The sequence below is a fragment of the Martinezella paranaensis genome (assembly GCF_014200235.1).
In the GTDB taxonomy this organism is placed as follows: domain Bacteria; phylum Pseudomonadota; class Alphaproteobacteria; order Rhizobiales; family Rhizobiaceae; genus Rhizobium; species Rhizobium paranaense.
This window is the reverse complement of record NZ_JACHBI010000002.1, coordinates 488,649-510,586: the sequence shown is the minus strand read 5'-3', so window position 1 is coordinate 510,586 and position 21,938 is coordinate 488,649. Positions and strand designations below refer to the sequence as shown.

21 protein-coding genes are annotated in these 21,938 nt (G+C 60.4%); 12 read left to right on the top strand and 9 right to left on the bottom strand.

Annotated elements, in window-relative coordinates:
- Window position 1 precedes the first annotated feature (1 nt).
- From GGD50_RS08440 to GGD50_RS08415, 6 genes are all read right to left on the bottom strand, one after another.
- Entirely contained in the window at window positions 2-1,453 is a 1,452-nt protein-coding gene (locus tag GGD50_RS08440) for a DHA2 family efflux MFS transporter permease subunit (RefSeq protein WP_107109480.1), read from the bottom strand.
- 237 nt (window positions 1,454-1,690) lie between these two features.
- A complete protein-coding gene (locus tag GGD50_RS08435; RefSeq protein WP_107109323.1) occupies window positions 1,691-2,602 on the bottom strand; it encodes a DUF6030 family protein in 912 nt (303 codons plus the stop codon).
- 139 nt (window positions 2,603-2,741) lie between these two features.
- Window positions 2,742-3,452 carry a copper homeostasis protein CutC gene (locus GGD50_RS08430; protein ID WP_107109322.1) on the bottom strand — a complete coding sequence of 237 codons (711 nt, stop codon included), beginning with the start codon at window positions 3,450-3,452 and terminating at the stop codon, window positions 2,742-2,744.
- A complete protein-coding gene (locus tag GGD50_RS08425) occupies window positions 3,442-4,368 on the bottom strand; it encodes an ROK family protein (protein ID WP_107109321.1) in 927 nt (308 codons plus the stop codon). Before GGD50_RS08425 ends, GGD50_RS08430 begins: the two co-directional genes overlap by 11 nt.
- An 89-nt stretch (window positions 4,369-4,457) precedes the next feature.
- Entirely contained in the window at window positions 4,458-5,810 is a 1,353-nt protein-coding gene (locus GGD50_RS08420; RefSeq protein ID WP_107109320.1) for an ATP-binding protein, read from the bottom strand.
- Window positions 5,807-6,466 (bottom strand): response regulator, encoded by a 660-nt coding sequence (locus GGD50_RS08415; protein WP_107109319.1) that lies wholly within the window; start codon window positions 6,464-6,466, stop codon window positions 5,807-5,809. Before GGD50_RS08415 ends, GGD50_RS08420 begins: the two co-directional genes overlap by 4 nt.
- A 231-nt stretch (window positions 6,467-6,697) precedes the next feature.
- On the opposite strand from GGD50_RS08415, the gene GGD50_RS08410 reads away from it, so the two are divergent.
- The 9 genes from GGD50_RS08410 (at window position 6,698) to GGD50_RS08370 (ending at window position 16,508) form a co-directional block, all read left to right on the top strand.
- On the top strand, window positions 6,698-7,153 hold the full coding sequence (locus tag GGD50_RS08410; RefSeq protein ID WP_107109318.1) for an RbsD/FucU family protein: 456 nt from the start codon (window positions 6,698-6,700) through the stop codon (window positions 7,151-7,153).
- 56 nt (window positions 7,154-7,209) lie between these two features.
- On the top strand, window positions 7,210-8,163 hold the full coding sequence (locus GGD50_RS08405; RefSeq protein WP_107109317.1) for a sugar-binding transcriptional regulator: 954 nt from the start codon (window positions 7,210-7,212) through the stop codon (window positions 8,161-8,163).
- 149 nt (window positions 8,164-8,312) lie between these two features.
- On the top strand, window positions 8,313-9,629 hold the full coding sequence (locus GGD50_RS08400; protein WP_107109316.1) for an ABC transporter substrate-binding protein: 1,317 nt from the start codon (window positions 8,313-8,315) through the stop codon (window positions 9,627-9,629).
- A 145-nt stretch (window positions 9,630-9,774) separates the two neighbouring features.
- The gene (locus tag GGD50_RS08395; protein WP_107109315.1) at window positions 9,775-10,647 is read left to right on the top strand and encodes a carbohydrate ABC transporter permease; all 873 of its coding nucleotides are present in this window, start codon (window positions 9,775-9,777) and stop codon (window positions 10,645-10,647) included.
- A 1-nt stretch (window position 10,648) separates the two neighbouring features.
- Window positions 10,649-11,491, top strand: coding sequence for a carbohydrate ABC transporter permease (locus tag GGD50_RS08390; protein ID WP_104824373.1), 843 nt, complete (start codon window positions 10,649-10,651; stop codon window positions 11,489-11,491).
- Window positions 11,492-11,502: 11 nt separating this feature from the next.
- Window positions 11,503-12,501, top strand: a complete 999-nt coding sequence (locus GGD50_RS08385) for an ABC transporter ATP-binding protein (protein ID WP_107109314.1) — start codon at window positions 11,503-11,505, stop codon at window positions 12,499-12,501.
- 147 nt (window positions 12,502-12,648) lie between these two features.
- The gene (locus GGD50_RS08380; RefSeq protein WP_107109313.1) at window positions 12,649-14,130 is read left to right on the top strand and encodes a mannitol dehydrogenase family protein; all 1,482 of its coding nucleotides are present in this window, start codon (window positions 12,649-12,651) and stop codon (window positions 14,128-14,130) included.
- A gap of 99 nt (window positions 14,131-14,229) precedes the next feature.
- Window positions 14,230-14,904 (top strand): HAD family hydrolase, encoded by a 675-nt coding sequence (locus GGD50_RS08375; RefSeq protein ID WP_107109312.1) that lies wholly within the window; start codon window positions 14,230-14,232, stop codon window positions 14,902-14,904.
- Window positions 14,905-14,924: 20 nt separating this feature from the next.
- On the top strand, window positions 14,925-16,508 hold the full coding sequence (locus GGD50_RS08370; protein WP_107109311.1) for an FGGY-family carbohydrate kinase: 1,584 nt from the start codon (window positions 14,925-14,927) through the stop codon (window positions 16,506-16,508).
- Between the two features lie 48 nt (window positions 16,509-16,556).
- On the opposite strand, the gene GGD50_RS08365 is transcribed toward GGD50_RS08370, so the two are convergent.
- Window positions 16,557-17,408 (bottom strand): MurR/RpiR family transcriptional regulator, encoded by an 852-nt coding sequence (locus GGD50_RS08365; RefSeq protein ID WP_107109310.1) that lies wholly within the window; start codon window positions 17,406-17,408, stop codon window positions 16,557-16,559.
- A gap of 256 nt (window positions 17,409-17,664) precedes the next feature.
- Here GGD50_RS08365 and GGD50_RS08360 point away from each other — a divergent pair, with 256 nt between their 5' ends.
- Entirely contained in the window at window positions 17,665-18,378 is a 714-nt protein-coding gene (locus GGD50_RS08360) for a sulfate transporter family protein (protein WP_107109309.1), read from the top strand.
- Window positions 18,379-18,459: 81 nt separating this feature from the next.
- Here the strand turns inward: GGD50_RS08360 and nth are convergent, their stop codons facing one another.
- Window positions 18,460-19,233, bottom strand: a complete 774-nt coding sequence (nth, locus tag GGD50_RS08355) for an endonuclease III (RefSeq protein ID WP_181316096.1) — start codon at window positions 19,231-19,233, stop codon at window positions 18,460-18,462.
- 22 nt (window positions 19,234-19,255) lie between these two features.
- Between nth and GGD50_RS08350 the strand changes: the two genes are divergently transcribed.
- Complete coding sequence (locus tag GGD50_RS08350) at window positions 19,256-19,759, top strand: DUF2244 domain-containing protein (RefSeq protein ID WP_107109308.1); 504 nt, start codon at window positions 19,256-19,258, stop codon at window positions 19,757-19,759.
- Between the two features lie 144 nt (window positions 19,760-19,903).
- Window positions 19,904-20,776 carry a methylated-DNA--[protein]-cysteine S-methyltransferase gene (locus GGD50_RS08345; protein ID WP_107109307.1) on the top strand — a complete coding sequence of 291 codons (873 nt, stop codon included), beginning with the start codon at window positions 19,904-19,906 and terminating at the stop codon, window positions 20,774-20,776.
- A gap of 42 nt (window positions 20,777-20,818) precedes the next feature.
- On the opposite strand, the gene GGD50_RS08340 is transcribed toward GGD50_RS08345, so the two are convergent.
- Window positions 20,819-21,808 (bottom strand): sugar-binding transcriptional regulator, encoded by a 990-nt coding sequence (locus GGD50_RS08340; RefSeq protein WP_107109306.1) that lies wholly within the window; start codon window positions 21,806-21,808, stop codon window positions 20,819-20,821.
- Between the last annotated feature and the right edge of the window lie 130 nt (window positions 21,809-21,938).

Genomic DNA, 21,938 nt, shown 5'->3' with positions numbered 1-21,938 from the left:
TTCAGGCTGCTTCCTTCGGCTGGCGATAATGGCCGCTGACCTGTCGGCCGTCTTCCGGCCGCAGCATGAGGAAGCCGGGCAGGCCCAGGAGCGGGATCACGGCCATTAGCAGGAATGCCAGGTGGAATTTTTCCGGGGTCAGCGCCGATCCATCCAATGTGACCAGGCCGAGCAGCATGGCGGCGATGGAGACGCCGAAGCTGACGCTCAACTGTTGCAGCACGCCGCCGAGGCTGGTGGCGCGGCTGAGCTGGGCGGCGGGCGTTTCGGAATAGGAGAGAGTGTTCGACGTCATGAATTGCGCCGCGCGCGCAAGGCCGAAGACGAAGACATAGGTGATGATGAACCAATGCGGCGTCTCCGGTCCGATCAGGGCGAAGCCGGCAACGATGGCGGCGCCGAAGATGGCGCTCCAGATCAGCACGCGGTCGAAGCCGTAACGACGTAGCAGCACCGATGACACCGGGCGGACGGCGAGAGCGCTTAATGCGCTGACGAAGGTCAGCGTGCCCGAGACGATTGGGCTCAAGCCGAAGCCGACCTGCAGCATCAGCGGCAACAGGAAGGGCGTGCCGTTGAGGCCGACGCGACAGATGCCGCCGGCCAATGTGCCGACGCGGAACGTGCGCAGTTTGAACAGCGTCAAGTCGACGGCCGGCGATTCCGCCGTCTTCGCATAGCGGATGAAGCCGAAGAGAAGCAGGCCGGCAGCGGCAAGAACGACGACGATGGCCCAGACGGGAATGGTCGGCCGACCGACATTCTCGATGCCATATTGCAGCAACACGCAGCCGACGCCGACCATGATGAAGCCCGGTAAATCGAATTTGATCGTGGTGTCGCGCGCCGTGTCCTGGACATAGCGCAGCGCCATCACCATGCCGATGATGCCGAAAGGCAGGTTGACCCAGAAGATCCATCGCCAGGAGAGATAGGTCGTGAGGAAGCCGCCGAGCACGGGGCCGATCACCGGGCCGATGACGGCGGGTAACGTCATGTAGGTCATCGCCGTGACCAACTGACTGCGGGGAAAGCTGCGGATGAGGATGAGGCGGCCGACCGGCGTCATCATCGCGCCGCCGAAGCCCTGCAGGGCACGGGTCGCGATCAGCATCGGCAGGCTCGTCGTCAGGCCGCACAGGATGGAGCCAAGGGTGAAGATGAAGAGCGACAGCGCAAAGATGCGTCGAGCGCCAAAGCGGTCGGCGAACCAGCCGCTGACCGGGATGAACATGGCGAGCGTCAGAATATAGGTCGTGACCGCGAGGTTCATCCGCACCGGTGTGGTGATGAGGCTTCTGGCGATATCGGGAACGGCGGTGACGAGGATGGTCGCATCAAGCTGTTCCATCAGGAATGCGACGGCGACCACGGCGGGAATGATGTAGCGCAGGCGAGGGTCACGGTCGATCGCGAAGGTCTGGCCTTCCAGGGCGGTATCTGTCGAATCCATCGGAATGCAATTGCTTTCCACGGCCGGATGGGAGGACCGGCGCGTCAATGCTGGCGCATGATCTTATCCAAGAACCGCTTCGCACTTTGGGGATCATGCAGTTTGGGAGCGGCCAGCGATTCACCGGCCATCGAGATCGGCTTTATTTCACCACTATCGATAGCGCGGTGCAACAAAAAGCAAATGAATCAGGTCCCTTCGCCGCAAAGGCGACGTAAAATTTTCGCGAGCGGTTTGCTATTTGGCAAGTGGCGGCGAGGGGAGCGTCCATCGTGCCTTGTCGAAGACGATGGCGGTGCGGATCTGTTCCGGCGATTTTCTTTCCAGCCCGAGCTGAAGATTGAAGCTTCGGTCGTTGCGGAATTCCCGGAAGAAGCTGAGCTTTGCGCCGAAAGCTTGCAGCGTCACGTCCTGCAGTTTCCCGATCGCATCGAGCGCCGCCTGAAAGTCGAGCCAGCGGGTTTCGGTCAGCAGCAGGACGACGGCGTCGACGAATGTCTCGCCAATGGCGCGGCCGTCGGCATTGTCGGGCATGATCACCTTGATGCGGATATTATCGAGCTCCCCGGTTGGCGTACCGCGAACGATGATGAAGAAGGAGGCGGCACTGGGATCACCGTTGCCGCCTTTCTGGATCTCGTAGCTGCATTCGAAGGTGCCGGCGCCAAGCGCGCTCTGGCTCCATTGGCCAACGGCCAAGCCCGATTTCGAAAGATCGTCACAGAGCGCCTGACCCGTTATCCGCCAGCTTCGCACGAATGCGCCGCGCAGGGGATCGACGGGCAGATCGAATATGTGGGAGCGCCGGGTCGACTGCGGTTTCGCCGCTGCCGGACTTTTGGCAGGTGTTGCCTGCTTTCGCGGTGGTGCGGCTGCTGTCATTCCCGGATTGGCCGGTGCACTCTTCGCGCCGGCGATTTCGGCTGGCTTCGAATTGGCAGTTTGGCTGAGGGCGGCTTTTGTCACTGCGGGGGGCGAGGGCTGCCGCGCCGATCCGCTGAGCAGACCGAGATGATAGCGAGCATCGAGCGCTCTGAGATTGCGCATATCGTTGGCAAGCAATGCCGTGGCCAAAATGATCGAGCCGATGATGATCGTCGCAATCCAGAAGACAGCCCTGCTTTTCTTGCGAGGTGGCGCGACCGACATGGTTCAGATCTACAGCTACTCCAGAGGAAACCTGCTTAACTGCAATGGGTTGGCATTCCGCAGCCGATCCATAGCTACAGAATATGCGTTTATGAACGATTGATCACTCTACCAATTCTTGTCAAATCGCTGTGCTTTGTCAGGCGAAATGCGCCTTGAGCGTCCTGATGGTCGCAGCATCGGTGCGGCGCACCGTCGGTGTCGAAAATCCGAAGGCGAGCAGGCGTTCATCCATCTCTCGGTCGGCGACGGAGCAGGACGCATGAATTTCGTTGATCGCCAGTCGCGGCCAGAGCTTGCCGACCGTCCCGATGTTGACGCCAGAGCCCGGCATAATGGCGATGCGGCCGGCGGCAACGGCGATCGCCTGTTCCAATGCGGCGACGCCTTCCGCGGCCGTCTTCTCGCGGCCCGAGGTCAGGATGCGCTCGAAGCCGAGCGAGATGGCGAGTTCCACTGCCTCCTCGATATCGGAAACGAGATCGAAGGCGCGATGCAATGTCTTGCCGAGGCTTCCCGCATGGGCGACGAGCGCGCGGAGCGTATCGCTGTCCAGACGGCCGTCCGGCAGGGAAGCGCCGAGCACGACGCCCGGCAGGCCGGCGTGGTGGGCAGCATCGATGTCGTTCTTCATGACGTCCAGTTCATCGGCTGAGTAGACGAAGCTGCCGGCGCGGGGGCGGATCATGGCATAGGCAGGGATGGGGGCGCGCGCCGCTGCCTGCATCAGGCCGGCGCTCGGCGTCAGGCCGCCAACGGCAAGGGCGCTGCAAAGCTCGATGCGATCTGCGCCGCCCGCGATGGCGGCATTGAGGCCCGCAATATCCTCGACGCAGACCTCAAGCAGCATGGATTCGCTCTTCGACAAATTTCAGTCCCAGCAAGGCCGCACCGATCAAGCCGGGCTCAACCTTGCATTCGCTCGGCACGACGAGCGGGCGGTCGAACTTGCGCAGGATGCGGGAGCGCACTGCAGCATCCAGCCGCGCCAGCAGAGGCTCGACATTGGAAAGGCCGCCACCGACCGGGACGATGGTCGCGCCGGTGATGTTGATGGTCAGCGCCAGAGGCGAGGCGACGAGATCGACCAGGACATCGATCGTACGCTCCGCCTTCGCGTCGCCTTCAAGCCATTGCCCGATGATCTCCTCGCTGGAAAATTCCAACCCATGCAGCGTCTTGTGCAGGCGCTCGACGCCGCGGGCACCGCCGACTGTATCGACGCAACCCTTCTGGCCGCAGCCGCAGGGATAGGCGGGGACGACAGCCGGCGGATGGCCGGCGAAGGAGGCGATGATCGGGCCGTGGCCCCACTCGCCGGCAAAGCCGCCGGCGGCGTTGACCAAGCGGCCATCCGCCACCAGGCCGCCGCCGACGCCGGTGCCGAGAATTGCGCCGAAGACAATGCGGTGGCCGCGGCCCGCGCCGGACATGGCCTCCGCCATGGCGAAGCAATCGGCATCATTGGCGATCAGGACGGGAAAGCCGAGTTCCGCTTCCAGTTCGGCGGCAAGGCGTCGGCCGTGGATGCAAGGAATGTTGGCGCAGATGAGCGCTTGCGTATCGGGGTCCACGACGCCGGCAATGGAAAAGGAAATGCAATCCGGCTTCTCGCCGGTCTCGGCGATGACAGCGCGCAAGGCCGCGACAAATGCGCCGAAATCATGTTTCGGCGTCGGGCGGCGGGCGAGCGGCGTGATATCCGTCATGGAATGGGCGATGCCACCCTTGATGGCGGAGCCCCCGATGTCGAAAGAAACGATCATGAATATTAGCCTGCAGGAAACGTCTCGCGTTGCTCGCACCCTTTGCCGGTCTTTGCAAGGTCAATCCGCGTTGCTTCCGGTCGCCTTGCTCAAGCTTCGGGCGGGGTGATCCTGGCCTCAAATCCGTCCACCTGACCGGTTGCGGGGGACAGGAGATCGAGGCGGCCGCCGATCTGCGCGACGATGCGTTCGGCGATCGCAAGGCCGAGGCCCGAGCCGGAGGCTTTCGTGTTGCCGCGCCAGAAGCGCTTTTTCAAATCGGCCAGTTCCTCCTGCGACAGCACATGGCCGCCATTCAGGATATGGATCGTTCCTGTTCGGTCGATCCTGACGGTCACTTCGTCATCGGTCGGACCGTGAATCAAGGCGTTCTCGAGCAGGTTGCGCATAACGATGGCGAAGGCGTCGATATCGACGTTGCGGATCAGCTTTCCGTCTGCCTCGTTCTCCAGGAGAATGCGGCCCGCCGTACCCGTATCCCGGTCGTAATCGCCGATGACGGTTTCGATGACGGTGATCAGATCGGCGGGCTTGTCGCCGGCGCCGATGCCTGCCTGGGCGCGGGAGAGCTGCAGCAGCTTTTCCGCGAGACGGCCGAGATTGGACAGTGAAGTCTCGATCCGTCCGGCGCGTTCGGTGAGCGGCCCTTTCGGCAGTTCGGCGATCAGGCGCTGCGTCTGCGCGAGCGCTCCGGCGATCGGCGTGCGCAGTTCATGGGCGCTGTTGGCGGTGAATTCGCGCTCGGCCTCGAGAGCGGAGCGCAGGCGACCGAGCAGCAGATTGACGGAACGGCCTATCGGCTGGAGTTCGCGCGGCAGCGTGTCGCTGTCCAACGGGGCCATATTGCCGCCGTCCTTGGTGGCGATTTCCGATCGCAGCCGGTCGATCGGCCGAAGAGAGCGGCCGACGATGAACCAGATGGCGACGATACTGCCCGGGATGAGGGCAAGCAGCGGCCAGAGCAGGGCGACGCCGCTCTCGCGCGACGCTTCCCGGCGGTTCTTGAAGGCGTCGGCGACATGCAGGAAGAGCGAGCCGTTAGAAGAGGATTCGGTGTAGATTCGGTATTTCGGCGTGTTGTGAAAACCGATCTTCAGAGGCACGTCGTAGGGCGTCTTCGGGGCATCATGGGAGTGCAGGATGAGCTTGCCTGTCGCGTCGAGCACCTGGTAGGTCAGGTATTCCTTGTTCAGTCCCCTTTCCATGTTCTCGAGGGTCTGTGGATCGGCAGAGGGATCGCGATCGGCAAGATCGTCGACCACCAGCGGCATCAGCCGCTGGGCGGTTTCCTGCAATGCGCCATCGAAGGTCTCGGAGAGCTCCTTGTTGACCACATAGACGCCGATGCCGACAGCGATCAGCCAGAACAGGACGACCGTTCCGGTCAGCGCCGCGATCAGTCGGCGGGTGATGCTGGTGCGATTGAGGCCTTTGCGCGTCATCGTTCACCCAGGCAATAGCCGACCCCGCGGGCCGTGCGGATGCGCTCCTTGCCGATTTTCTTGCGCAGGCGACTGACATAGACCTCCACGGTGTTGCTTTCGATTTCCGAACCGAAAGCATAAAGCGCTTCTTCGATCTGGTCCTTCGAGACGATGGCGCCCGGCCGTGCGACGAGCAAATCGAGGACGGCCCATTCCCGCCCGGTCAACACGATATCCTTGCCGGAAAGCGTAATGCGCCGTTGCGGCAGGTCGATTTCGAGATCGGCAAAACGAACTGTTGGCTGCGGGCTGCCGCTGTAACGGCGGGCCACCGCCATGATGCGGGCCGTAAGCTCGCCGAGATTGAAAGGCTTGACCAGATAATCGTCGGCGCCGCTGTTCAGGCCCTCGATACGGTCGGAGATCTGGTCGCGGGCGGTCAGAATGATGACGGGCGTCTCGTCCGGCTTGCGGCGCAACTTCTTGAGGAAATCGATGCCGATGCCGTCGGGAAGCTGAAGGTCAAGCAGGATGAGGCCGTAGTGCACGGCACTGGTCACCTCTGCGGCATCGGCGAGGTTTTTCACCCAGTCGATGGCATGCGGAGTCGCAGCGATATGGTCGCGAACCGCGCCGCCGATCATATCGTCGTCCTCGACCAGAAGAATCCTCACCTGTCCCTCGCAACATCGCCGGTGCATCAGTTAATGCCGACGAACCTATCTGGTCAATAAAGGCCGAAATAAGCCACAAAGAGAAGCACAGTTCTTATCCTTGGGTTCTCCGGCTGACAACGTTCACAACGGCTATGGACAGAGATCGGAGCCGCGATTACTTCTTTGCTCCCAATAAGGAGCGCGGCTGTCGGAATCGCCGCTGATGGAAGAGCTGGAGGAGAGTCGTTTATGCTGAAGGGAATTTCGCCGCTATTGAATGCGGACGTGCTGCATGCGTTGAAATCGATGGGGCATGGCGACATGCTGGCGATCGTCGACACGAATTTTCCGGCCGATGCGATTGCACGCCAAACTAGGTTGGGCCACCTCCTGCGGATCGACAATGTATCGGCGGCCGAGGCTGTCGCGGCGGTGCTGTCGCTGATGCCGCTCGATACGTTCATCACCGATGCGGCGGGGCGGATGGAAGTGGTCGGCGCGGCCGATGAGGTGCCGCAGGTTCAGAAGGAAGTGCAGGCGGCGATCGATCGCGCCGAAGGCAAGCACTGGCCTCTGACGCCGGTCGAGCGTTTCGCTTTCTATGAACGGGCAAAAGCCGCCTATTGCGTGATCCAGACCGGCGAGCGCCGCTTCTACGGTTGTTTCACCTTGACCAAAGGCGTCATCCCGCCGGAAACTGAGTAGCGAGCCACGCTGGTGCCGCATCCGGTTAGAGGGTGTTGCTTTCGCAGAGGAATGTGATGGTCAGGAAGTTGGATTCCCAGGGGCGGCTTGACGATGCGGCGCGAGCCGGCTGGCTGTATTACGTTGCAGGGCGGACGCAGGACGAAATCGCCGCAGCTATGGGAATCTCCCGGCAATCGGCACAGCGGCTGGTATCGCTCGCGGTTGCCGAGAGGCTGATCAAGGTGCGGCTGGACCATCCGATCGCCGCCTGCCTCGAATATGCGGCGGCGCTGCGGGAAAAATTCAAGCTGAGGCATGTGGAAGTGGTGCCGAGCGATCCGGACGGGACATCGTCCACGGTCGGTATCGCCGAAGCGGGAGCCGCCGAGATCGAGCGCTGGCTGAAGCGCAGCGATCCGATCGTGCTGGCGATCGGCACGGGCCGCACGCTGAAGGCGGCGGTCGATCAACTGCCGGTCATCGAATGTCCGCAGCACCGGGTCGTGTCGCTGACCGGCAATATTGGGCCGGACGGCTCTGCCGCCTATTACAACGTCATCTTCAGCATGGCCGACGCGATCAAGGCGCGGCACTATCCCATGCCGCTGCCGGTGCTCGTCTCCTCGGCCGAGGAGCGGGAACTTCTGCATGCGCAGGCACTGGTACGCTCGACGCTCGATATCAGCGCGCAGGCCAACGTGACGTTCGTCGGCGTCGGCGAGATGGGCATCGAGGCGCCGCTCTGTCTCGATGGCTTTCTCGAGAAGGACGAGATGCTGGCGCTGATGAAGCGGGGAGCGGCCGGCGAAATCTGCGGCTGGGTTTTCGACGGCGACGGCAAGCTGATGTCGGACGCTATCAACGACCGAGTCGCGAGCGCGCCGCTGCCGCCACGCGAAGCCTCTTCCGTCATCGGAATAGCCAAGGGCAAACGCAAATTCGAGGCGATCAAAGCGGCCGTTACCGGCCATCAAATCAATGGTTTGATCACCGACGAAGCGGCTGCTGAATTTCTGCTCAAAGACTGAGCAAAAAATAACTTCATAAAAACAAAGAGATGAGCTGCGTGTTCGGCGCTGCAGCAATGAATTCGCATTGACATTTTGTCGCAAGAGGTGAGTAATTGCTCACGAGCAAAGCGAATGCTCATAGCTAGCTGATCTTCTGGGAGGAAGATATGAAATTGAAAACTTTCCTGCTGGGCGCGTGCTCCGCACTGATGTTTGCTGGAATGGCGTCCGCCGAAACCCTCACGATTGCCACCGTGAACAACGGCGACATGGTTCGTATGCAGAAGCTTACGGACGATTTCAAAGCCAAAAACCCCGACATTGACCTTCAGTGGGTCACGCTCGAGGAAAACGTATTGCGCCAGAAGGTTACGACAGACATCGCTACCAAGGGCGGCCAATACGACGTGCTGACGATCGGCACCTACGAAGTGCCGATCTGGAGTAAGCTCGGCTGGCTCGCGCCGCTCGACAAGCTTGCTGCCGACAAGAGCTACGATGTGGATGACCTTCTCCCGGCTATCCGCAGCGGTCTGACGGTGGACGGCAAGCTCTATGCCGCTCCGTTCTACGGCGAAAGCTCGATGGTGATGTACCGCAAGGACCTGTTCGAGAAGGCCGGCTTGAAGATGCCGGATGCGCCGACCTGGGACTTCATCGCCGATGCTGCCCGCAAGATCACCGACAAGGACCATGAGATCTACGGCATCTGCCTTCGCGGCAAGGCCGGCTGGGGCGAAAACATGGCATTCCTGACGGCGATGTCGAACTCGTTCGGCGCGCGCTGGTTCGACGAAAAGTGGAAGGCACAGTTCGATCAGCCGGAATGGAAGGACACGCTCGACTTCTACGTCAAGCTGATGAAGGACGCCGGCCCTCCGGGCGCTTCGTCCAACGGCTTCAACGAAAACCTGGCTCTGTTCCAGTCCGGCAAGTGCGGGATGTGGATCGATGCAACGGTCGCAGCCTCCTTCGTTTCCAACCCGAAGGAATCGAAGGTTGCCGATAAGGTTGGCTTCGCTTTGGCGCCGGACAAGGGCCTCGGCAAGCGCGGCAACTGGCTCTGGGCTTGGAGCCTGGCGATCCCGGCATCTTCGAAGAAGACCGAAGCTGCTGAGAAGTTCATCTCCTGGGCAACCGGAAAGGACTACATCAACCTTGTTGCTCAGAAGGAGGGCTGGCTGAATGCACCTCCCGGCACCCGCGCTTCGCTCTATGCGAATGCGGACTACCAGAAGGCAGCACCTTTCGCGAAGATGACGCTCGACTCGATCAACTCGGCCGATCCGACCCACCCGACCGTCAAGCCGGTCCCGTATGTCGGCGTGCAGTTTGTCGCTATCCCTGAGTTCCAGGGTATCGGCACCGCTGTCGGCCAGCAGTTCTCTGCTGCCCTTGCCGGCCAGGTCCCCGTCGATACCGCCCTCAAGTCGGCACAGCAACTGACCAGCCGTGAAATGACCAAGGCTGGCTATCCGAAATAAGAAACCTCCCAAGGTATGAAGGGGCGCGTCTCGCAGCGCTCCCCTTCCTTAAGGTCGCCGAGTGTCCGAACTCTCTTCGGCGGCCTCTTTTATTTCAGCCGGTCCGCGGCCACTCTCCCTGCTAAAAGATAGGTCGGTACTTGCCATGGCAACGCTACACACCCGTTCTACCGCACGCGTCATGATGGCGCCCTCGGTTTTGCTTCTGTTCGCGTGGATGATCGTCCCGCTGGTCATGACGATCTATTTTTCGACGCTGAACTACAATCTCATGTCCCCCGGTGCGCATGACTTCATCGGGTTCTTGAACTACGAATATTTCGTCACCGACCCGGCCTTCTGGAATTCGCTCGTCGTCACTATTCTGCTCGTGGTCGGCGCGCTCATCATCACGGTGGTTGGCGGTATTGCTCTCGCGCTCCTTCTCGATCAGCCGATCTTCGGCCAAGGCATCGTGCGCATGCTGGTGCTTGCGCCCTTCTTCGTCATGCCGACGGTCGCCGCCCTCATTTGGAAACACATGTTCATGAACCCGGTGAACGGGCTTCTGGCATATCTTTTCAAGCTTTTCGGGCTCGATCCGCTGACCTGGCTGGAGACGATTCCGCTATTTTCGATCATCATCATCGTCGCCTGGCAGTGGCTGCCCTTCGCAACGCTCATCCTGCTGACCGCTTTGCAGTCGCTCGACGAAGAGCAGAAGGAAGCCGCCGAAATGGACGGCGCCGGCGCGGTATCGAAGTTCATTTATATCATCCTGCCGCATCTGGCGCGCGCGATCACGGTCGTCATTCTCATCGAGACGATCTTCCTGCTCTCGGCGTTCGCCGAAATCCTGGTCACCACCAATGGCGGTCCGGGCACGGCAACGACCAACCTCACTTACCTGGTCTATTCGCAGCTCGTTCTGCAGCAGGACGTCGGCGGCGCATCGGCGGGCGGCATCATCGCCGTCATCCTCGCCAATATCGTCGCGATCTTCCTGATGCGTGCAGTCGGCAAGAATCTGGAGGCTTAAGATGGCTCGTACTGTCTCAACCAAACACAAGGTGGTCGTATCCGTCGCTGCCTGGGTGGTCGCGATCCTGATCTTCTTCCCGATCCTCTGGACGTTCCTGACGAGCTTCAAGACGGAAGGCGACGCCATCGCCTCGCCTCCGCAATTCCTCTTCTTCCATTGGACGCTGGAGAATTATTTCGAGGTGCAATCGCGCTCGAACTATTTCCTCCACTTCGGCAACTCGGTGCTCATCGCCTTCGGCTCGACGATCCTCGGTTTGATCGTCGCCGTTCCGGCCGCCTGGGCCATGGCCTTTTCGCCGACAAAGCGCACCAAGGACGTGCTGATGTGGATGCTGTCCACCAAGATGATGCCGCCGGTCGGCGCCTTCATCCCGATCTACCTGCTGTTCCAGGCTTTCGGCCTGCTCAACAATCAGTTTGCCAGCCGCCTTGGCATGGTCGTCGTGCTGATGCTGATCAACCTGCCGATCATCGTGTGGATGCTTTATACCTACTTCAAGGAAATCCCCGGCGAGATCCTCGAAGCGGCCCGCATGGACGGTGCGTCGCTGGCCAAGGAGATCATCTATGTGCTGACGCCGATGGCGATCCCGGGCCTAGCCTCTACGATGCTTCTCAACATCATCCTCGCATGGAACGAGGCCTTCTGGACGCTGAACCTCTCCGCCGTCGACGCGGCGCCGCTCAGCACCTTCATCGCCTCCTATTCCAGCCCGGAAGGCTTGTTCTACGCCAAGCTTTCGGCGGCATCGACCATGGCGATCGCCCCGATCTTGATCCTCGGCTGGTTTTCGCAAAAACAACTCGTTCGCGGCCTCACCTTCGGCGCGGTTAAGTAAGGAAGAGAAACATGGGTAGCATTGTCCTTAAGAAGGTTTCTAAGGTCTTCGGCGAAGCCAAGGTCATCCCTTCCATCGACCTCGAAATCAATAACGGTGAGTTCGTCGTGTTCGTCGGCCCTTCCGGTTGCGGCAAGTCCACGCTGCTGCGCCTGATCGCCGGCCTTGAAGATGTCTCCAGCGGCCAGATCATGATCGACGGCAAGGACGGCACCAATCTGGCGCCGGCACAGCGCGGCCTCGCCATGGTGTTCCAGTCCTACGCGCTCTATCCACATATGAGTGTTCGCAAGAACATCGCCTTCCCGCTCAAGATGGCGAACATGCCGCAGGCGGAGATCGACAAGAAGGTGGCGGATGCGGCCCGTGTTCTGAACCTGACGGATTACCTGGAACGCAAACCGCGCCAGCTTTCCGGCGGGCAGCGCCAGCGCGTCGCCATCGGCCGGGCCATCGTGCGCCAGCCCGCGGCCTTCCTGTTCGACGAGCCCTTGTCGAACCTCGATGCCGCGCTGCGTGTCAACATGCGTCTCGAAATCAGCGAACTGCACCAGCAGCTCAAGACGACGATGATCTACGTGACGCACGATCAGGTCGAAGCCATGACCATGGCGGATAAGATCGTGGTCCTGAACCGCGGCAATATCGAGCAGGTCGGTTCGCCGCTTGAGCTTTATCGCAGCCCGCAGAACCTCTTCGTTGCCGGCTTCATCGGCTCGCCGAAGATGAACTTCGTTACGGGCGCCTATGCTCAGAACCTCGGCGCCCACACGATCGGCGTCCGTCCGGAACATGTGCTGCTGTCGACCACCGAGGGTGACTGGCAGGGTAGGGTGAATGTTGCCGAACATCTCGGCTCCGACACGTTCCTGCATATCGATGCCGATGGTATCGGCACGATCACCGCCCGCGGAACCGGCGACTTCCCGGCGCGCGCCGGCGATACCGTCTATCTGACACCCGACAAATCCCGCATCCACCGGTTCAACGACAGGGGGCTGTCGATCTAAATCGAACGCCCTCACCATGCCCGGCCTCACGCGGCATGGCGGATACCATTTAGACCTGGGCCACATCAGGTAGGCCCAGGCCATCCTAACCGGATAAGACATTCCCAATCCATCCGGAGCAGAAGACCTTTCAGAAGGACTTGAGACATGACGTGCAAATTATCGCTCGCAACCCTTCAGGAGGCGGCTGCAACGGCTGCCATCCCGACCTATGATCCAAAGTCGCTGTCGGCGGGCATCGTTCATTTCGGCGTCGGCAATTTCCATCGCGCTCACCAGGCAATCTATCTCGATGACCTCTTCAATGCCGGCGAGGATCATAATTGGGCGATCATCGGCGCGGGCGTGCTCCCTTCGGACGCTGCCATGCGGGAGAAACTCGCGGCTCAGAATTTCCTGACGACGGTGGTCGAGCAGGATAACAACCGCACCGCCGCTCGCGTCACGGCGCCGATGATCGATATTCTGCCGGTCGGTGACGCCAAAGCCATCATCGCCAAGCTTGCCGACCCTTCGATCCGCATCGTTTCGATGACGATCACTGAAGGCGGTTATTTCATTGATGCCTCCGGCAAGTTCAATCCCAACCATCCGGCCATCGTTGCCGACGGTCAGAACGCGGATACGCCGAAGACGGTGTTCGGCCTGATCGTCGCTGGCCTCAAGGCCCGAAGCGCCGCCGGCCTTCAGCCCTTCACCGTCATGTCCTGCGATAACATTCCCCATAATGGCGGCGTCACCAAAGCTGCCGTCGTCGGCACAGCGAAGCTTTCGGATCCGGCCTTTGCCGACTGGATAGCCGCCAACGTCGCCTTCCCGAACGGCATGGTCGACCGCATTACGCCGGCGACGGGCGCACGCGAGATCGATCTGCTGAAGGAAGCCTTCGACATCGAGGATAACTGGCCGGTCTATTGCGAAGAGTTCAAGCAGTGGGTGCTGGAGGACAATTTCCCGGCCGGCCGTCCGGCGCTGGAAAAGGTCGGCGTCACCTTTGTTCCCGATGTTACGCCTTACGAGCACATGAAGATCCGCATCCTCAATGGCGGCCATGCGGCAATCGCCTATCCGGCGGCGTTGATGGACGTGCATTTCGTGCACGAGGCCATGGAAGAGCCTTTGATCCGCGCCTATCTCGCCAAGCTTGAGAACGAAGAGATCATCCCCGTGATCCCGCCGGTGCCGAACACGGTGCTTGCCGACTATTTCAAGCTGATCGAGCGCCGCTTTTCCAATCCGAAGATTGCCGACACCATTCCGCGCCTGGCGCAGGACGGCTCGAATCGGCAGCCGAAGTTCATTCTGCCGTCGACGGCCGACCGGCTCCGCCGCAAGGAGGATGTCGTGGGCCTGGCGCTGGTGTCGGCGCTGTGGTGCCGCTACTTCGCCGGCACCACCGACAGCGGCAAGGATATCGTCTTCAACGATGCCAGTGCCGACCGGCTGCACGCCGCGGCGCTGAAGGCCAAGGACGATCCGAATGCCTTTCTCGTCTTCGACGACATCTTCGGCGACGTCGCCAAATCGGATCTTTTCCGCAAGCGCTTTGCCCATGCATTAAAAACGCTGTGGGAAAAGGGCACTCGCGTCACCCTGCAGCTATACCTCGATAATAAACTTACGGAATAACTGTCCATCGGCCGGGTGCCCAAGTCCCGGCCGAATTTTTATGGCCATGCCTGCGTTGCAAGAGACGCGGCTCAAAACAGGGTTCGGGTTGGATCTGCGATGAGTGATGCGGAGAAGGGACTCGTAATCTTCGACTGCGACGGCGTGCTCGTCGACAGCGAACCGCTGTCCGTCAGCGTGCTCATCCAGGCCATGCACGACGTCGGCGTGGATATGAGCGAGGAGGACATCTACAGTCGCTTCCTGGGCAAAAGCCTTGCGACGCTTGTCGATACGCTGGAGACGGAGTTCGACGTCTTCATCGATCAGGATTTTCTCGATCGCATCCGCAATGACCTTTATGACCGCTTCCGGCATGAATTGAAGCCGATCGATGGTGTTGCCGAAACGCTGGACGCGCTGACCATTCGGCGTTGCGTCGCTTCCTCCAGCCAGATGGAGCGCATCCGTTTGTCGTTGGGCGTTACCGGCCTCTTGCCGCGGCTGGAGCCGAATATTTTCAGCGCCAGTATGGTCAAGCGCGGCAAACCGGCACCCGATCTTTTCCTTTATGCCGCCAAGCAGATGCAGGTCGCTCCAGAGGACTGTATCGTCGTCGAAGACAGCCCGGCCGGGATCACGGCGGCGAGGGCGGCCGGCATGACGGTTTTCGCTTTCACTGGTGGATCGCATGCCCATTCGCCGAGTTATCGGGCGGAATTGGAGCGGCTTTGCCCCGAAGTCGTGTTTGACGCAATGTCGGATTTGATACACCTTGTCCGCAACAAGACGTAAGTGGATGGGGCCTCTGCTGTATGCGTGATCATGTGGTTGCGGTCGATATCGGCACTGGCAGCGCGCGGGCTGGCGTGTTCACATCACGCGGCGCCCTGCTGGGCAAGGGCGAACACCCGATCATCATGAACCGCCCGCGTGAGAACCACGCCGAGCACGATTCCGAAAACATCTGGGCCGCGGTCTGTACGGCCGTGCGCGCCGCCGTCACCGCCTCCAGCGTCGACGTATCCGTCATAGGCGCCATCGGCTTCGACGCCACCTGTTCACTGGTGGTACGCGACACGGAGGGCAAGCCGCTCACGGTTTCGACCGGTGGCGAAGACCGGTTCGACACCATCGTCTGGCTCGATCACCGGGCACTTGCCGAAGCGGATTTCTGCACGGCGACCAAGCATCAGGTCCTCGAACACTCCGGTCACTTCATGTCGCCGGAAATGGAGATGCCGAAGCTGATGTGGCTGAAGAAAAATCTGCCGCAGAGCTGGGCAAAGGCCGGTTATTTCTTCGATCTTGCCGATTTCATGACCTGGAAGGCCACGGGTTCGCTTGCACGCTCGCGCTGCACGCTGACGGCGAAATGGAATTATCTTGCCCATCGCCAGCCCGGCTGGCAGACGGATTTCCTCAATGTGATCGGTCTTGGCGATCTGCGCGAGCGCGGTAACCTGCCGGAAGAGACGACGCCGGTCGGGGAAAGCGTCGGCACGCTGACGGCGCAGGCAGCGGAAGCCTTGGGGCTCGACCGCGAGTGCCATGTTGGCGCCGGTATGATCGACGCCTATGCGGGCGCGCTCGGCACGCTCGGCGGACATGCCGGTGATCTCAACGCGCTGGAGCATCAATTGGCGCTGATTGCCGGAACGTCGAGCTGCATCGTCTCCTTCTCGCGCGAACGCAAGCGCAGCACCGGCATGTGGGGACCCTATTATGAAGCCGTATTTCCGGACACCTGGCTGGTCGAAGCCGGGCAATCGGCGACGGGTGCGCTGCTCGACTATATGGTGGGCATGCATGCGGCCGGCGGTGAGCCGACGGCGGCATTGCACGACCGCATCGTAAAGCGCATCGCCGAACTTCGCGCCGTCGAAGGCGATGCCTTTGCCGAGCGCATCCATGTTCTTCCGGATTTTCATGGCAACCGATCGCCGCTTGCCGATCCCCATGCGGTCGGCGTCGTCAGCGGCCTGACGCTGGATGCATCCTTCGACGGTCTCTGCCGTCTTTATTGGCGCACCAGCGTCGGCGTCGCGCTCGGTATCCGCCATATTCTCGAGAGGATGCATGACTACGGCTACGTGCCGGATACGCTGCATGTCGCCGGCGGTCATGTGAAGAATGCCGTGCTGATGGAGCTCTATTCCGACATTACCGGCTGCAAGGTGGTCGTGCCGAAGATGAACGAGGCGGTGCTCTTGGGAACGGCGATTGCGGCTTCCGTCTCCTGCGGCCTTTACGACAGTCTCGCTGCGGCAGGCTCCGCCATGTATCCCGGGGGGCATGAGCGCCTGCCGGATATAAGCAAGAAGACGCTTTATGACCGCGATTACCGGCGTTTTCTCGCGATGTACCGCCATCGCGCCGAGCTGGAATCCATGGAATAAAAAACGCCGGAAGGGCTTTCCGGCGTCCAAACCATCATTTGTTGAGCACTATCGAAGCGGCATGTGGGCGAACATGCCTTCCAGTTCTTCGATCCTGTGGATGCGGCTTTCCGCCTCCTCGCCGGCCGTGTGAATGACAGCAACGGCCAGGAATTCCAGCAGCGCCATCATTGCAGACAGGTTTTCCTGGTTGCCGGCGCGAAGCGGCGGCAGCGACAGCGTCATATTGGCGAATTCATGCGCCCATTCCGTATATTGGCTGGTGATCAGCAGCACCTTGTAGCCGGAGCGGCGGGCGGAACGCGCCAGCAGCCGCGAGGCGACGAAGCGAGGCGAATCAACGATCACCACCAATGCATCGTTCGACTGATGGCCGAGGAGCTCAATATAGCTGCCATTGGCGCCGTCGAGGAATTGCACGTGGTCGCGGGCGAATGCGAGGCGGTTGCAGAGATGGCGCCCGAGGCTCGCGAGACTGAGATGTGACGTGACGAAAACTTCGCTGGACGACAGTATCGCCGCGACCGCATCCAACCATTGCGGCTGGCTGGTGAGATTGTAGATATGCTGCAGCATCTCGACCTGCTCGGCGATCTGGCCGGCAATCGGACGTCCCTCGTTGGCATCCTTCTGCAACTGCTCCAGAACGTTCGGCAGTTGCAGCGTCACCGGCGTCACATTTTCCCGCAGGTGCACTTTGATGCCGTCCAAGCCCTGATAGCCGAGCGATCGCAGAAAACGCCCGACGGTCATCGGGCTCAATTCCAGCCTGTCGGCGACGGAAGAGGCAGTTTCAAAGGGCAGCTCGTTCAAGTGTTCGGAGAAATACTTGGCGATTCGACGCTCGGCGGGAGTGCCTGTTTTGATATATTGTCTAAGTTTCTGGCCCAGGTCTTCCAAATGTATCGCCTCGCTGACGGTCTATCCGAAGTGTGATCGCGCCGAATGCCGAAACAATCGGAGTGCTTGCAGATTTTTGATGACCGTTGATCATGTTTAGGTTGTTGTTTTTCATATGTAACACACCATATATTAGTGTGGACTTGATTACAACAATTCAAATGGGTGAGGGTTATTACGCGGCCGGCGCGAATATATTGATATATCTGCAATTGTTACTTACATATCCAGCCACGATTAACGGGATATCGGACGAATGATCACCCATGCCGCGCGTCTTTCCATCGCCAACCTCTTTGCAGCCGAGACGCGTAAGGTTTTTTGGAAAGTCCTCGGGCTGACATTGCTGGCGCTTGTCGCCCTCTGGTTTGTGTTACGCGGCACCTTCATCGCTTTCGTATTGCCGTGGTTACAAAGCTTCATGCCGCCCGCACCGGATTGGACGAGCTGGCTTACCTTTCTTCTCGCGGTTCTGGCAGGCCTCGGCTTGGCGCTGGCCCTGGCGCTGCTGATCTCACCGGTAACGGCGTTGATCGCAGGGCTCTTTCTCGATGATGTCGCTGATGTCGTGGAGAAGAGGGACTATCCGGCCGATGCGCCGGGAAAAGCCATGCCGTTCGTGCCGGCTATGAAAAGTTCGCTGAAATTCCTCGGCGTTGTCCTCGCAGGCAACATCATCGCCCTGCTTCTGCTTTTCATTCCGGGGGTCAATCTCGTCGCCTTCTTCCTGGTCAACGGCTACCTGCTCGGCCGGGAATTCTTCGAATTCGCCGCCATGCGTTTTCGTCCGCCGGAAGAAGCACGGCGGTTTCGCAGCAAACATGCCTTCACCGTCTTCCTTGCCGGCCTGGTGATCGCCGCCTTCCTCGCCATTCCCTTGGTCAACCTTTTGACGCCGCTGTTTGCGGCGGGGATGATGGTCCACCTGCACAAGCTGATTTCCCAGAAGGAAGCAGCACGTCGCGGCTGAGGGTTGCCGGTGGGCAGCTCTATCCCGTTGTTTTTACGCATTCCGGACGGAAAACCGCTTCGCACTTTTCCTGGAAGTGCTTCAATCGGCGGCGCCGATCGGTTGAGGCGGCAGCTCGACCAATGGGGATGGGATATCCCAGGTCTTTTCCGGCGAGCGACAGAGGTCGGCGATGACACAGCGCTCGCATTCCGGCTTGCGCGCCTTGCAGACATAACGTCCGTGCAGGATGAACCAGTGATGCGCGTGGTAGAGATATTGGTCCGGGATCACCTTCATCAGCCGCTGTTCGACTTCGTCCGGTGTCTTGCCAGGGGCGAGCAGCAGGCGATTGGCGATGCGGAAAATATGGGTGTCGACGGCGAGCGTTGCCTGGCCGAAGGCCATGGAGAGCACGACATTGGCGGTCTTGCGGCCAACGCCCGGCAGCGTCATCAGCTCCTCGCGCGTCTGCGGCACCTCGCCGTCGAAATCCCGGATCAATTTCTCAGAGAGTGCGACGACGTTCTTCGCCTTGTTGCGGTAAAGGCCGATCGTCTTGATGTAGTCGCGGATACGCTCTTCGCCGAGATCGAGCATCTTCTGCGGCGTATCGGCAACGGCAAAGAGAGCGCGGGTCGCCTTGTTGACGCCGACGTCGGTTGCCTGCGCCGATAGGGCCACGGCGACGACAAGCGTGAAGGGATTGACATGCTCCAGCTCTCCCTTCGGCTCAGGCCGCTGAATGGAGAAACGGCGAAAGATCTCTTCCAGATCCGCCTTGGAATAGGGGCTCTTGAAAGCCGGTTTGCGGCCTGCCGTCGCATTTGACTTTTTCGCGTTTTGCGCGCTGGATTTGATCTTGGGGTTTGCCATGAACGACCTATACTCAAGTCCTATGACCGAACGCAACGCCGATACTGACATCGATGGCAACAGGCCGGTCTTTGCCGCCGAATTGTTCCCTCATCGCTCATTGGGGCGAAGGGGATTCAAGGTGATGCTGATGCTGACCGGGGCGTTCTGCCTGATCTACGGCATCGTATTCGTCATTCGCGGCGCATGGCCGATCGGTGTCTTCTTCGGCGCGGATTTCACGCTGCTCTACGGCGCCTTCTGGATGAATTATCGCTCGGGCCGGGTGCGCGAGGAGGTGACGGTCACGCGCACCAATGTCTCGATCCGCAAATTCTCGCCCTCGGGCCGCATGATCGAGCATCGTTTCAACCCTTTCTGGACGCGATTTCTCGTCCGCCGGCACAGTGAAATCGGGGTCGTTTCGATGCATGTCCGCGACAGGAGCCATGACACGGATGTCGGTTCCTTTCTCAATCCGGAGGATCGGGAGAGCTTTGCCAAAGCCTTCAAGCGGGCTTTGGCAACGGTGACGCAACGGATATAGATCGCTTGATGGGCGTGATCTTGTCCCAAACCGCTTCACACTTTTCACTGACGCGGTCCTTCGGTTCGGGATCACGCCATTATGCAAGAAACGGGTGGTTTTACCCGTCCCTTCGTGGTGTTCTCCTTTCTAAGGAGAAAGATTATGAATGCTATCGCACAGTTGAAGACAGACATCACACCGGAAGGACCGGACTACGATACCGTCCGCCGGGTGATCGAACTCATCACCGAGGACTATCGCGATCAGCCGTCATTGGAGACGATCGCCGAGCGGCTCGGACAATCGCCGACTCAATTGCAGAAGACCTTTACCCGTTGGGCGGGATTGTCGCCCAAGGGTTTCCTGCAAGCCGTAACGCTCGACCATGCGAAGCGGCTGCTGCGCGAGGAAGATCTGCCCTTGCTGGAAACCTCGTTCGAAGTGGGCCTTTCCGGTCCAAGCCGGCTGCACGATCTTTTCGTGACGCATGAGGCGATGTCGCCCGGCGAATGGAAGGCGAAGGGCGGCGGGCTGGTCATCCGCTACGGGTTCCACATCTCGCCTTTCGGACTGGCGCTGATCATGGTCACCGATCGTGGCCTTGCTGGTCTTGCCTTCAGCGATTCCGGCGACGAGAAGGCCTGCCTCGAAGACATGACCTGCCGTTGGCCGAATGCGCAATATGTCGAGGATCTGCAGGCGACCATGCCTTATGCGGCGCGGATTTTCGAGCCGTCGAAATGGTCGAGCGATCAGCCGCTGCGCGTGGTGCTGATCGGCACGGATTTCCAGGTGCGGGTCTGGGAAAGCCTGTTGAAGATCCCGATGGGCCGGGCCGTGACCTATTCCGATATTGCCAAAGACATCGGCCAGCCGACGGCGATGCGCGCGGTTGGTGCCGCGGTCGGCCGCAACCCCATCTCCTTCGTCGTCCCCTGTCACCGCGCGCTCGGCAAGAATGGCGACCTCACCGGCTATCACTGGGGCCTGACGCGCAAGCGGGCGATGCTGGGCTGGGAAGCGGGGAAAGCTTGAGGGGTTCTACCTTCTCCCCGCGGGGGGGGAAGGTAAATATTCTCAAGCCGCCTTCGCCATAGCCATCTGCAGCAGCGCCTTTGCCGCGCTTTCGTCTGTTATCAGCGTATTGCAGCCGATGCGCTTGATGGTGGCGCGGATTGCAAGGGCGCGGTGGGCGCCGCCGGAAGACAGCACGATGTGCTTGGCCTTCTTCAACGTGTCGAGATCGACCGACATGACGCGCTTGTTGATCGGATGATCGACGGAATTGCCCTCGGCGTCGAGGAAATTGAACATGGTGTCACAGACGCAGCCCGCCTCGATCAACTGATCCAGCTCCTGCTTCGATATAAAGCCTTCCGACAGCGAGGTGGAGCGGGGTCCGATATCGCCACAGCTCACAATGGCGAGATCGAGGCTTTCGGCCAGGCGATAGATCGCCTCCAGACCGCATTTTTCGATCAGATTGCGCTTGGTCTCGATGGAATCGACCAGGAGCGGCGCCAGGAACATGTAGCATTCCGCGCCGAGTTGGCTCGCCAGACGCCACGTATAGTCGATGGGGTTGGTCTGCTGGACGGCGACGATGCCACCAAGCAGCGAGACGACTTTGCAATTGTCGCGGCGTGGCGGGCGGAAGCTTCCGAGCGAGGCCGTCATCGTCCGGCCCCAGCCGACGCCGATCGTATAATTGTCGGGAATCGCTTCGGTCAGGAATTGGCCGAGCGCCAGGCCGACGCTTTTCGCCTGAGCGTCGACGTCTCCGCCTGCGGGCGACGGAACGACGATCGCCTCGTCCAGCCCATAGGCGCGCTCCAGCTTGATCGCCAGTTCGACGCAATCGTCGATGCCTTCATTGATCCAGATCTGCACTTCGCTGCGACGCATCGCCTCGTCCAGCAGGCGGATGACCGTGGTCCGGCTGATGCCGAGCTGTTCGGCGACATCCTTCTGCGTCAGGCCCTGATTGTAATAGAGCCACGCAGCGCGCAGCCTCAGAGACGCCGTCTCCGAATAGGCGGTGTGTGTCCCACGTCTGAGTTTGGCCACAGGTCCTCCGGCAAGATTTTTGCACGCCCTTTTGTTTTAATGATCGCAAACGACAAAGGTTGCGGCGATCGCACAGGACAGGGGCGGCAAGATCAGCTCTTCTATCCACCGATATTCTATGGCCTGAAAC